Annotated in this window: 11 protein-coding genes; 4 read left to right on the top strand and 7 right to left on the bottom strand. The window is 67.1% G+C overall.

The window, feature by feature from the left end; genetic code table 11:
• Positions 1-81: 81 nt before the first annotated feature.
• Positions 82-1,425 carry an anaerobic C4-dicarboxylate transporter gene (locus K1X41_RS11155; protein ID WP_132201466.1) on the bottom strand — a complete coding sequence of 448 codons (1,344 nt, stop codon included), beginning with the start codon at positions 1,423-1,425 and terminating at the stop codon, positions 82-84.
• Between the two features lie 154 nt (positions 1,426-1,579).
• Here K1X41_RS11155 and K1X41_RS11150 point away from each other — a divergent pair, with 154 nt between their 5' ends.
• From K1X41_RS11150 to K1X41_RS11135, 4 genes are all read left to right on the top strand, one after another.
• Positions 1,580-3,226, top strand: coding sequence for a SulP family inorganic anion transporter (locus K1X41_RS11150; RefSeq protein ID WP_220174647.1), 1,647 nt, complete (start codon positions 1,580-1,582; stop codon positions 3,224-3,226).
• Positions 3,223-4,500: a heparan-alpha-glucosaminide N-acetyltransferase domain-containing protein gene (locus K1X41_RS11145; protein ID WP_220174646.1), complete on the top strand. Its 1,278-nt coding sequence runs from the start codon at positions 3,223-3,225 to the stop codon at positions 4,498-4,500. Before K1X41_RS11150 ends, K1X41_RS11145 begins: the two co-directional genes overlap by 4 nt.
• Before the next feature lie 121 nt (positions 4,501-4,621).
• Positions 4,622-5,965, top strand: coding sequence for a MalY/PatB family protein (locus K1X41_RS11140; protein ID WP_220174645.1), 1,344 nt, complete (start codon positions 4,622-4,624; stop codon positions 5,963-5,965).
• On the top strand, positions 5,962-7,401 hold the full coding sequence (locus K1X41_RS11135; protein ID WP_220174644.1) for an O-acetylhomoserine aminocarboxypropyltransferase/cysteine synthase family protein: 1,440 nt from the start codon (positions 5,962-5,964) through the stop codon (positions 7,399-7,401). The genes K1X41_RS11140 and K1X41_RS11135 overlap by 4 nt, the downstream gene beginning before the upstream one ends.
• Positions 7,402-7,426: 25 nt before the next feature.
• On the opposite strand, the gene panB is transcribed toward K1X41_RS11135, so the two are convergent.
• Genes panB through K1X41_RS15760 form a run of 6 tightly spaced genes read right to left on the bottom strand, consistent with a single transcriptional unit; the run spans position 7,427 to position 12,139 of the window.
• Positions 7,427-8,269, bottom strand: a complete 843-nt coding sequence (gene panB / locus K1X41_RS11130; protein ID WP_132201456.1) for a 3-methyl-2-oxobutanoate hydroxymethyltransferase — start codon at positions 8,267-8,269, stop codon at positions 7,427-7,429.
• A gap of 4 nt (positions 8,270-8,273) precedes the next feature.
• A complete protein-coding gene (gene panC / locus K1X41_RS11125) occupies positions 8,274-9,146 on the bottom strand; it encodes a pantoate--beta-alanine ligase (protein WP_220174643.1) in 873 nt (290 codons plus the stop codon).
• On the bottom strand, positions 9,143-9,943 hold the full coding sequence (locus K1X41_RS11120; protein ID WP_220174642.1) for a DUF2520 domain-containing protein: 801 nt from the start codon (positions 9,941-9,943) through the stop codon (positions 9,143-9,145). Before K1X41_RS11120 ends, panC begins: the two co-directional genes overlap by 4 nt.
• An 8-nt stretch (positions 9,944-9,951) precedes the next feature.
• Positions 9,952-11,241 (bottom strand): FAD-binding protein, encoded by a 1,290-nt coding sequence (locus tag K1X41_RS11115; protein ID WP_258566516.1) that lies wholly within the window; start codon positions 11,239-11,241, stop codon positions 9,952-9,954.
• The gene (locus K1X41_RS11110; protein ID WP_220174641.1) at positions 11,238-11,666 is read right to left on the bottom strand and encodes a MaoC/PaaZ C-terminal domain-containing protein; all 429 of its coding nucleotides are present in this window, start codon (positions 11,664-11,666) and stop codon (positions 11,238-11,240) included. Before K1X41_RS11110 ends, K1X41_RS11115 begins: the two co-directional genes overlap by 4 nt.
• A complete protein-coding gene (locus tag K1X41_RS15760; RefSeq protein ID WP_132201448.1) occupies positions 11,663-12,139 on the bottom strand; it encodes an FAS1-like dehydratase domain-containing protein in 477 nt (158 codons plus the stop codon). The genes K1X41_RS11110 and K1X41_RS15760 overlap by 4 nt, the downstream gene beginning before the upstream one ends.
• Positions 12,140-12,390: the final 251 nt, after the last annotated feature.

The raw sequence follows: 12,390 nt of genomic DNA, 5'->3' as shown, positions 1-12,390 counted from the left end.
GAATGTTTCCTGCGTGAACTCGGATTTCCTGTGTGAACTCGATTGGCGCACCGCCTCAGTTTCCTGCCTGCGCCCCAGCGGCTAGCCGCCCCAGAGCGCCCCGAACAGTGCACCCGCCGCGATCGTCGTGACCGCAAGGATCAGCGTCGGGAGGAAGAACGAGTGATCGACGAGCTTGGTGCCGAGCTTAGTTGAACCGGAATGGTCGAAGTTCGCCGCGGCGATCTGCGAGCCGTTAGTGGGAAGCAAATAGATTCCTGCAAATGCACCGGCCCACATACCGGAGAGGAGCCCCAGCGGGATCCCGGCTGCGAGGCCGATCGGCACGATCGTTCGGGTCGCCGTCGACTGGCTCGTGGTGAGCACGCAGACGAGGAAGATCCCGAGCGCGAAGATCCACGGAGCCGCTGTCACGAGGCCGCCAACGCCCTCTGCGATGAGCTTCGTGTGCTCGCCGAGGAACGTGTCGGTCAGCCAGGCCAAGCCAAACAGCGCGATCGCCGAAACCATACCTGCTTTGAACACCGACATGGTGGGGATCTCGGCAACTTTCGGACGGGAGATCAGCATGATCAGCGTGCCGACAACGAACATCACGATCTCAATGATCGGGGTCATGGCCACCGGATCGCCAGCTGCGTCGAGCGGTCGAATCCCCTTGAACAGGCCGAAAACCACGATCGCGGCAACACCCAGGAGGAATACGATTCCAGCGTTGCGGCCAGCCGCGGTGACCGTGACTTCAGCACGCACCTCAGCGGCATTCGCCGATGGTGCAGCGATCTTGCCCTCGGCGATCCGGGCCTGAATCTCTGGATCATCGGCGATGTCTTTCCCGAGCCGGTTCACGACGATGCCGGAGAGGATGATGCCGACGATTGCCGCAGGGATCGTGACCTTCAAAATGTCGATGAGCTCGAAGTCCCACGGCGCAGTGTCCGTGAGCGTCACCATCGCGGCCATTGCGGCGGAGACGGGGCTACAGGCCAGCGCAACACCAGTGGCCACCACCGACAGCGAGAGTGGGCGGGAGGGCCGCACACCGTTGCGGTAGGAGAGATCTTGGATCACTGGCAGGAGCGGATACAGGATGTTCGAGGTGCCGGCGCCCGCCGCGAAGAGGAAAGAGACGAGCGGCGCGATAATCGTGATCTGCTTGGGACTGCGTGCGATCAGCTTCGCGGCGATCGACACCATCCAGTCGATCCCGCCTGCCGCCTGCATCATCGATGACGCAAGTACGACGGAGAGCACGATCAGCAGCGCGTCGACCGGGGGTGAGCCAGGGGAGATCCCAAACACGAACACGAGGATCGCGACACCTGCACCACCCCAGAGTCCCAGGCCGACCCCGCTGGAGCGCGTGCCCATGACGATACAGCCGAGTACTACCAACAGCTGTGTGATGAACAGGAAAATGTCCATAGGGTCCCCCTTGGTTCTACTGAGCATCAGAGTATCGCTGCGCAGGGTTTCCGCACAGCACTATTTTTCGCGTGCCTCACGAAGACGCTCTGCTCCAGGGTCCTTGCCCCCCAGTGAGGCAAGATGGGGGTGGGGAGTGAGCGGAAGGCGAACCATGTCATCGATCGTGTCGGGGCTGCGCGCCCTGCTGCCCACTCGCGCGGACTATCGCGGAGTGCGCACGAGCTGGCGCGCTGATCTGCTCGCTGGCCTCACGGTTGGCATCGTCGCGTTGCCACTCGCCCTCGCATTCGGTGTGAGCTCGGGGGTCGGCGCGGAGGCCGGGCTCGTCACGGCAATCGTCGCGGGGCTCGTGGCTGCGGTGTTCGGCGGCTCGAACGTCCAGGTCTCTGGACCGACCGGCGCGATGGTCGTCGTGCTCGCCCCGATCGTGATGCTGCACGGCGTCGGTGCGGTCGCTGTGGTGAGCCTCATGGCCGGCGTGCTCGTGCTCGCGGCGGGGGTGCTCCGCCTCGGGAGGGCAGTCAGCTACATCCCCTGGCCCGTGATCGAGGGCTTCACCGCCGGGATCGGGATCATCATCTTCCTCCAGCAGGTGCCCGCCGCACTCGGCGTGCAGGCATCCGGTCACTCCTCAAACGCGGTAGTCGCCACGTGGCAAGTCATCACCGAGGCGAGCTGGCCTGCTGCGTTCCTGCCGCTTGCGGCCGTTATCGGCATCGCGCTCATCATGGTGCTGCTCGGCCGGATCACGCCGTCGGTTCCTGCATCGTTCGTCGCGATCCTCGTCGTCTCAGTGATCGCGGTGCTGGCCGGGTCCCCGCTCGCGACGATCGGGACGCTGCCCAACTCTCTCCCGGCTCCGTCCTTGCCCGCGCTCGACCCGGGCATGCTCGTGTCACTCGCGGGCCCTGCGTTCGCCGTCGCGGCGCTCGCAGCGATCGAGTCGCTGCTCTCGGCCCGCGTTGCCGCAACACTCGCAGATACCGGGCAGGTGAACGCCGATCGGGAGCTCTTCGGCCAGGGCCTGGCGTCGATTGCCTCTGGAATCTTCGGCGGGATGCCGGCTACGGGAGCCATCGCTCGCACCGCCGTCAACGTGCGCAGTGGAGCGCGCACCAGGCTCGCCGCGGTGATTCACGCGCTCGCGCTGCTGCTCGTGGTGCTCGTGGCGGCGCCCGTCGTGGGCGCGATCCCGCTCGCTGCGCTCTCCGGTGTCCTGATGATGACGGCCGCACGCATGGTGTCCCCCAGCACCATCGGCAGGGTCCTACGATCAAGTCGTTCGAGCGTCGCGGTCTTCTCGATCACCCTGTTCGTCACGGTCGCTTTCGACCTCGTCATCGCCGTCGGCATTGGGCTCGCCGTCGCCGCATTCTTCGCGCTGCGGACCCTCAGCAGAATGAGCGACGCGACGCGAAAGGAGCTTCCTGGAGTGGCCGAGCCTGGCGATGAGCGGATCGCGTTGTTCACCGTACACGGATCGTTGTTCTTCGGGGCCGCCGATCGGCTCGTTGAACAGATCGCGGACGAACCCGACGTCTCAGTCGTTGTTCTGCGCCTCGCAGACGTGCAAATCATCGACGCGACAGGGGCGCACGCGCTGGCCGAACTAGTGGGGGCGCTCGAACGCCGGGGCATCACCGTGCTCATCAAGGGGGTACGCCCGGAGCATCAAGCGTTGCTTGAACAGCTCGGGGTGATCAGCGCGCTGCGGCACCCGAACCACCTCTTCAGTGAGCTCCCACCGGCGATCAGTCACGCCCGTGACCACGCGCGCAGAGCGGCGGCAGCATCGTGAGCGCCGCGTCTGCCTACTCCCCCGCGTCTCTGACAGTGGCGCGAGCACGAGCGCGCTATATCGGCGTCGACATCGCCAGATTCTTGGCGATCGCCGGGATGATGGCGGCCCACCTCATCACGATCGCCGCGTATGTTGCCGAGCCTGGCTCGTTCGACGAGGCGGCCGGCGCCGTCGCTGACACGCTCACCGAGGGGATCGCCGCGCCGCTGTTCGCGGTGCTCGGCGGGGTCAGCGTGGTGTTCGCGACCCGCAGGACCCTGCGCGAGGGACGAACGGGCGCCGCGATCGGGGCAACGGTACTCCGAGGCGCGTTGCTCATCTTGATCGGGCTGCTCTTGGGCCTCATCGAGACCCCCGTCGCGATCGTGCTCGCCTACTACGGCGTCGCAATGATCCTCATCGCCCCACTGGTGGCCGTGCGCAGCTGGGTGCTCGGCACGATCGCGGGTGCCCTCGGGGTGTTCGGTGGCCCGCTCAACGCGCTCGCTCGAGCGGGGCTCGAGGGAACGGATCCCAGCGGGTCACTCACCTTCGAGGACTTCGGAATCGACTGGTTCGCGTCGCTGCGTGCGCTGCTTCTCACAGGCGAGTATCCCGCGCTCACCTGGTGTGTGTACCTCCTCTTCGGGGTGCTCATCGGCCGCGCACTCGTCGCAGCCACCGCGCGCGCCGCACTCGGGCGCACAGCAGCGGTGCTAGCCGCACTCGGGGCGGCCGTTGCCGTGGCAGCGCAGTTCGTCTCCACCGCGGTCATCGCGAATGTCTCGGCGTTCGGCGGCCCGTGGCCGTCAGGAACTGATCCGGCAGAGGTGGCTGAGATCGTCGCGCACTCCTCCGATGGTGCGCCGCTCGCACCGGAACTCTGGGCACAGCTGATTGCGACACCGCACTCCGGATCCCCGCTCGACATTCTCCGTACGGCCGGGATCGCGCTCGCCGTGATCGGGCTGCTCGTGCTGCTGTGCGATGTCAGTCGCGCAGCAGCAGGGCGACCGCTAGGCCCCGTGCTGGGAACGGTCCGAGCTGCTGGTGCGGCACCGCTGACCATTTACTCGCTGCACATCGTGGCGACGGGAGTGCTGCTTGAACCAGCGTTCCAAGATCCGAGCATCTGGGAGTCCGGGTTCCCGTGGTGGGCAGCAGGGATCAGCGCCTACGCGCTGCAGCTGGGCGGCGCACTTCTGATCGGAGCGCTCCTCGCCAGGCTCGGCACGCGTGGCCCGCTCGAAGCCGCGGTCTCCTGGATCGTGCGACTGGTGGTGCGCGGCTAGCCACGTACTGAGCTCGCACCCGGCCAGGATCCCCCGCCCGAACGCGAGCCGCGCTGCGGCAGTGTGACGTTGCTTTACTCTCAGGGTCGCGCCAGTTGGCGGCCCGCGAGACGATGGGGATATGACCGAGCCAGACTGTCGCCGCTCCACGGACACTGATCCCGCTGGCGTCCCCTTCGCCGACTTGGACCCTACGCTCCTGCGAGCTCAGCGCACCAGCCTGAAGTGGACGCGGTTCCCCGCGGATGTCCTCCCGCTGTTCGTCGCCGAGATGGACTTCGCCGTTGCACCGGTCATCCGTGACGCCATCATCGCCCGTGTCGAGGCCTCGGACACCGGATACCTCGACGGACCTGGCCCCCTGGCCCCAGCCTTCGCTGACTACGCTGCCAGTGCCTGGAACTGGAACGTTCCCCTCGATCATGTCTATCTGGCCACTGATGTTGCCACCGGCGTCGTCGAGTCGCTCAGGATCGGGTGGGAATTGAGCCGTCGCAAGGCGGCAGCAGGCGATACCCCCGCCTCCGGCAGGATCGTGGTCCCCACTCCTGTGTACCCTGGGTTTTTCGAGATGCTGCAGGAGGTGCCGTACGAGATCGTCGAGGTGCCGCTGGCGCCGGTGGCGAGCGCCGCTCCTGCTGCCGCTGCGGGTGCGAGTGCGGGTGCGGCCGACGACGGTTCCGGATCCGGCACACCCGATCCGGCGCCGCATGACAGCCCGGAGCTACGGCTCAACCTGCCAGCAATCGCCCGCGCCTTCGAAGCCGGTGCAGACGCGTTCCTGCTCTGCAATCCGCACAATCCGCACGGCACGGTGCACACGGAGGCGGAGCTCGCCGAGCTCGCGCGCCTCGCAGCCGCGCACGATGTCTTCGTGGTGTCAGACGAAATCCACGCGCCGCTCACACACGCGGGAGAGCGATTTGTGCCATTTGCGCCGCTCGCCGCCGCTGCGGGCGCACTCGCCGTCGTTGCGACCTCTGCAAGCAAGGGCTGGAACTTGGCCGGGGCCAAGTGTTCGGTTATCGTCGCCGCCGATGAGCGGGCGAACATCGCGCTCCAAGAGCTGCCGCCCGAGACGGTGACCCGGGCAAGCATTCTCGGGCTGCACGCCAGCATCGCCGCGTTCAGCGAGGCCCGCGACTGGCTCGACCGCGCGATCGCGCAGATCGAAGCGAACGCCACGCTGCTCGCTGAGCTCGTTGCCGCACAACTTCCCGGTGTCCGTCTCGCTCGCCCGCGCGCGGGCTACCTCGCCTGGTTGGACTTCCGCGAGGCGGGGCTCGGTTCCGATCCCCACGCCAAGATCCTCACCGAGGCGCGTGTGGCGCTGAACAACGGTGCCGACTTTGGGCTCGGTGGTGCCGGACACGTCCGGCTCAACCTGGCGTGCGCGCCAGACACAATCCGGGCGGCCGTCGCTCGCATCGCCGCAATTCTGCCAGCAGGGAAGGTGTCAGCATGACCACTCACGAATCCAGCTCAGCGGCTGCCGCAGCGACGCCTGTGGTTGTGCCAGCCGCACCCGTCACGGACTGGGCCGATTTCAGCTTCGAGACCCGGCAGGTGCACGCCGGTGAGTACCCGGATCGCAACTCTGGGCTCCGGGTGCCCCCGATCGCCCTATCCGCCGGTTACGTCTTCGACAGCTTCGACGACCAGATTAATCGCTTTGCCGGGCGCGCGCTGTGGCACGGCGGTGGGCTTACCCGCGGCGACGGAGCTGAGCCAGAGGTCGTGAATGAGCTGCTGCCAGGCGAACCTGCTCCGATCTACTCCCGGCAGGGAAACCCGACGAACGCGGTGGCCGAGGAGCGGCTTGCATCGCTCGAGGGCGGTACAGCGGCCGTCGCCGTGTCGAGCGGCCAGGCTGCGATCTCCTCCGCGCTGTTCGCGATCGCGCAGCACGGCGACCACATCGTTTCGACGGCCTCAATCTACGGCGGCACACGGATCCTCTTCGGGCGCAGCTTCAAGCGATTTGGCATCGAAGTCGACTATGTCTGGGACGCGGACGACGATGCCGAGTGGGATCGCGCGATTCGCCCCAACACCAAGGCGATCTACACCGAGACGATCCCGAACCCGCGCAACGACGTCACTGACCTGCGCAGGATCGCGGCCGTGGCTGCGCGCCACCATCTCCCGCTCATCGTCGACAACACCGTCGGCACCCCGGCACTCATTCGGCCGATTGAGCACGGTGCGAACATCGTGGTGCACTCGACCACGAAATTCCTGACCGGACATGGCGCGGCGGTCGGCGGGGCTATCGTCGACGGCGGCACCTTTGACTGGGATGCCGCTGAGCGCGCCGGCCGACCCTTCCCGCTCGTGACCGCCGCGCCCCGCCCCGGTCTCACGTCACTGCTCGACCGTTTCGGACCTGTCGCGTACGCACGGGCGGTGCGCGAGGCCGTTGTCAACGACATCGGGCCGTCACTGTCTCCGTTCAACGGCTTCCTGTTGCACCAGGGTATGGAGACGCTGTCGCTGCGGATGGAGCGCCACGTTGCATCATCGCTGCAGATCGCAGCATGGCTCGAGGATCAGCCAGAGGTGGACACTGTCGACTACGCCGGGCTGCCCTCACACCCGCTCTTCGATATCGCGAAGCGCGACTACGCTGGCCGCACCGGCTCCGTGTTCGGGGTCACCGTGCGCGGCGGCATCGACGGGGCGCGCGCCTTCGTGAACGGACTCCGCGTGTTCTCGCGGATGACCGGAATCGGCGACACGCGATCCATGGTGATCCACCCGCTGAGCTCAACGCACGCGTCGTTCACCCCCGAGGTATCCGAGCGACTCGGGATCACGCCTGGTCTCTTGCGGCTCTCCGTCGGCCTCGAATCCGCAGACGATCTGATCCGCGACCTGCGCTCCGCCCTCGACCGGGTGTAGCGCAGGGGCAGAGGCCCTGGGCTGACTAGTCCAGGGCGGCCCTGGCGGCGGCCACGGCCTCCGGCGTCGCCGCATAGCCGTGCTCTGGGCCGGGGAAGGCTGCCGAGCGCACCTCAGCGGCATACGCCGCGATCGCTTCGGTCGTGTCTGCCCCGACCGTGCCGTACGACTTCACGAACTTCGCGGTGCGTCCCTCCGTCACACCAAGCAGATCGTGCAGCACGAGTACCTGCCCCTCTGCTGGCCCGGCCCCGATCCCGATGATCGGGATATCGAGCGCCTCGCGCAGCACCGCGGTGATCTCTGAGGGCACCGCTTCAACAACCATGCAAAACGCGCCGGCTTCCTGCACGCCAAGCGCCTCAACAACCAGGCGTGCGGCGCTCGCCTCCGTACGCCCCTGCGCCCGCAAACCCCCCAGGGCAGTCGCGGTCTGCGGTGTCAGGCCAATGTGCCCAACGACCGGGATGCCCGCGTCAACAATTGCCCGAATCCGACTCAGGCGCGCGGCGTTCCCGCCCTCCAGCTTCACCGCATCGGCACCGGCCTCTTTCACGAAGCGCACCGCCGTCTCGATGGCCTGTGCGTCGGAGGATTCCGTCGTACCAAACGCCACGTCGCTCACCATGAACGCGGTCTGGGTGCCGCGCCGCACGGCCTGTGACAGCACGAGCAGCTCATCTGTCGTAATCGCCACAGTCGAGTCGTGCCCGAGCACGACCTGCGCTCCAGAATCGCCCACGAGCACCATGTCGACTCCAGCGCGCTCGGCCGCACGCGCCCCGGGGTAGTCATACGCAGTCACCATGACGATCGGTTCGCCAGCGGCCTGCATCTCACGCAGCCGCGGGATCGTGATTCGTGTCATCGGGTTACTCCTTCTCGCCGGCCGGGGCCGGGTTCAGCACCGCATTGTCGATCAGCCGCACCTCACCAAAGCGCGCCGCGACTGCGCACAATACGGCATCGGTCACGACGGTAACGGGGGTCAAGTCCGTCGGGCTCACAAAGGCAAGATACTCCGGTTCGATCCCCGCCGCAGCAAGCACGTCCACGGCCGTGTTCCGCAGTTCCGACACCCCGTGCTCGCCGGCTGCAAGCTGCGCCGCAACGCGCTCAAGTGCGCGGGGGATCCCGAGCGCCCGCTCCCGCTCGGCAGCACTCAGGCGTACGTTGCGACTTGACAGGGCGAGGCCATCGAAGTCTCGTGCCGTAGGACACGCCACGATCCGCGCCGGAATTCCCAGATCAGCAACCATCCGCTGCACCACGAGCAACTGCTGGGCGTCCTTCTGCCCGAAGTAGGCTGCGTCAGGCTGGACGGCAAGCAGCAGCTTTGACACGACGGTCGCCATCCCGTCAAAGTGCGCGTCGCCGCGGCCCGCGCCTTCTAACGTCTCCGTCAGCGGTCCCGTCACGCGCACGGTCGTAGCGAACCCCGCTGGATACATCTCAGCGGCGGAGGGCGCAAAAATCAGATCGACCCCGGCCTCCTCAGCAAGCGCGGCATCGGCTGCCTCCTGCCGCGGATACGCCGCAAGATCGCTCGCCTCGGTGAATTGGGTCGGGTTCACGAAAATCGAGAGTACGACGACGTCGTTCTCCGCATGAGACGCATCCACCAGCGACAGGTGTCCGCGGTGGAGTGCCCCCATCGTCGGCACAAAGCCGACCGACCTCGCACCTGCTGCGCGCGCATTCCCCAATTCCGCCCGCAACTCGGCGATCGTGCGTACGGTCTTCATTGCCCATCCTCGGGAGTCGATGTGTCCAGGGAGTCCGGCTCGCGGCTGCCAGCTGGGTCAGGTGCCACTTCGGAGCCGAGCTCCACGCCGAGAGCAGAATCTGCCAGCGCTCGTGTCGTAGTGGTGAGCGCATCAAACAGCGCGAGCTCCTGGGGTAACCGGGCGGCCACGGCGTCGCGCTGGCGAGCAACGGTCTCCTCGTCACCGCGTGCGATCGGGCCGGTAAGTGCGGCGGCTGCGCCGCGCGCTGCCCAGTTCTCAACGGCTGCACGTGCAAGGGGGATGAGCGCCTCCCGCGGCACGCCGGCCGTCACTGCAAGGCGCTCAGAGACCCACTCGAGTGCGACGAGCGAATTTGCGGCCAGGCTGGCTGCCGCATGATAGGCGGCTCGATCCTCATCTGCGACCGTAAAGATGGTGAGCCCAAGAACCTCTGCAAGCTCTGCTGCGACGTTCCGCGCACGCTCCGACGACCAGGCGACCGCGGCGTGGGCGCCTGCGAAGTCCGTCGCTTTCCCGGTCACACTCAGCAGCGGGTGCAGACTGAACGCCTCGTGCGGAGCCAGAGCGGAGAGGCCCGTCATGCCCGACAGATGGCCGACGAGCGGTCCAGGGATAATCTGTGCCGCGGCCTCCGGAATCGCGGCGTCCGGCACCGCCAGCAGCACGACATCCGCGCCGGCTCCCGTCGCGCCTCGCCCCACGAGGGGAAGCACCTCGGCAGCCCGGCCGGCCGCGCGCAACCCCGCATGGAGCGCAGTCCCCATGCGACCGGCGCCAACGATCTGGATCCGCATCGCGACCGCTACAGTTCGAGCCCGTACAGATTGGGCTCAGGCGCGAGAATCACACCGAACTCCTGCTGCACGCGCTGCACGATGAAGCGAGCGAGCTCGGCGACCTGGGTTGCCGTTGCTCCCCCACGGTTTGTGATCGCGAGCGTGTGCTTCGAAGACACCGCAGCCCCGGATCCCGGCAACCGGAACCCTTTCGCGACTCCGGCGTGCTCAATCAACCACGCAGCGGAGAGCTTCACCATGCGCTCGGGCACGGGGCCTGAACTGTGCGGCTGCTTCCCTGCAGCGAGTTCCTCAAACGAGATCACCGTGTCGCTCGCCTCAACCGCAGCCATCGGGAACCTCGGCGCCCCCTCAGGCAACGTACGCGCAAACCGCTCCGTCACAATCGGGTTCGTAAAGAACGACCCGGAACTCCACGAGTCATGGTCCGCGGCGTCGAGCACCATCCCCTTGGCCGCGCGCAACCGCAGTACAGAATCGCGCAGCACTCGAATCGGGACTTCCGTGCCCACCTCGACGCCGAGCGCAGTGGCAAGCTGGGCGTAGCGCACCGGCGCCATCGGAGTAGGCGGACTCGGTGCGATCGCCTCCGAACCCTCTGCCACCGCCGGATCAGCGCTCGGAGCAGGATCTGCGCCGTGTCTGCCGCGCCGAGGGGCTGACACCGCAGCGGAGGCTGATGCGCTCGCTCCGGCCGATGAGGCCGAGAGAATGAGGTCAAGAGAAAGCACCACGCCTTCGAGGCCCTGCTTGATCACTGAGTCACGGTACCCGAGCTCAAGCTCGTCCGCGGTCATTCGGCGCGGGGCAGAGCTCAGCGCATCGAGAAACTCGATCGAGTGCAGCACGTCTGAGAGTTCCTGACCGTAGGCCCCGATGTTCTGCACCGGGGCGGCACCCGCGAGACCGGGGATCCCAGACAATCCCTCAATGCCGGCCCAGCCGCGCTCAACCGCGGTCGCGACCAGCGTGTCCCAGTTTTCGCCAGCGGCAACGCGCACACGCACGCTTCCAGCGGGCAGTTCCGGATCCGCGATCTCCTCGATCCCGGAGGTTCGCACGAGGAGCGCGGTGCCCGGGAAGCCGTCATCGTGCACCACGGTGTTTGAGCCACCGCCGAGCAGCAGCCAGTCCTCGCCAGAACTCCACAGCTCGGAAGCGAGCTGGGTCAACTCGTCGCGTGTGTGCGCCACGAGGATTCGCTCGGCCGGACCACCGACCCGCATCGTGGTCAGCTCAGCAAGCGGTGTGGTGTCCGCGACCACTGCAGGCGAGTCGCGGTCAGGCGAGGTCACGCGAATGCCGCCACAAGCTGGGCTTTGCCCAGTACAGTTGCACCCTCGAAGACCACTTTGAGATCGATCCGAGCCGTGCGCGCAGCAGTGTCGAGTGCACCGACCACCGCCGTGACGCTCACCGCGGCCCCCGCCACAGCGTCCACCGGGACGGGGCGCGTGAAGCGTGACTGGAAATCCTGCACCCAGCCGCTCTCGCCGAGCCAATCCGCAGCGACCGCTCCAGCGGCACCCATGGTGAGCATTCCGTGCGCAAGCACGCCGGGCAGGCCGACCGCTTCCGCGACGTCATCGCGGTAGTGAATCGGATTGAAATCACCCGAGGCACCGGCATAGCGCACGAGGCGATCGCGGGTCAGGGTGAGCTCGCGCTCCGCGACGGTGTCGCCGACGCTCAGCTGGTCGAATACGGGTGCGGTGCTCATGCGGCACTCCCCTCTGCTGCGGTGTCGTCCGGCTCGGGCGCGCGCACCACGAGCGTTGAAATCGCGGTGACCACATGCTCGCCAGCGGCGTCCGAGATGCTGCTCGAAGCGGTCACCATAGAGTGACCGCCGAGCTGTTTCACGGCGGCGATCGTGAGTGTCGCCGTGAGTTCGTCTCCAGCGACGATCGGGCGGGTGTAACTGAAGCGCTGGTCTCCGTGCACCACACGGGTGAAATCGACGCCCGCTTCGGGATCTGCGAGCAGCTGCGCGAGAGTCGCTTCCTGCACCACGACCGCGAAGGTCGGGGGAGCTATCACATCTGAGTATCCGGCCTGGCGCGCGGCCTCCGAGTCGAGATGAAGCGGAGACTCGCTCAGCACAGCGCGAGCGAACTCGCGGATCTTCTCACGGCCGACGAGATAGGGCTGGGTCGGCGGGTAGACCCGCCCTTGAATTTCAGGATTCACCACCCCGCCAGTGTACAGAATCGCTCCTGGCGTTGGCGGGGTGGTGCTCCGAGACCAGTGCCTACTTCTTGCCGCCGAACAGGCCGCCAAGCAGATCGCCCAAGCCGCCGCCTGCGGACTGCTGCTGCCCGCCACCGCCGAGCAGGCCGCCGAGCAGATCCCCGAGGCCACCCCCTGAAGACGCCTGCGCGTTCTGCTGGCCGCCACCGACGAGGCCGCCAAGCAGGTTGCCGAGCACGCCGCCGAGGCCTCCT

Source organism: Leucobacter luti (assembly GCF_019464495.1).
GTDB lineage: Bacteria > Actinomycetota > Actinomycetes > Actinomycetales > Microbacteriaceae > Leucobacter > Leucobacter luti_A.
Note: the sequence above shows the minus strand (reverse complement) of the source record. Positions and strands in the feature narration are given on the sequence as shown.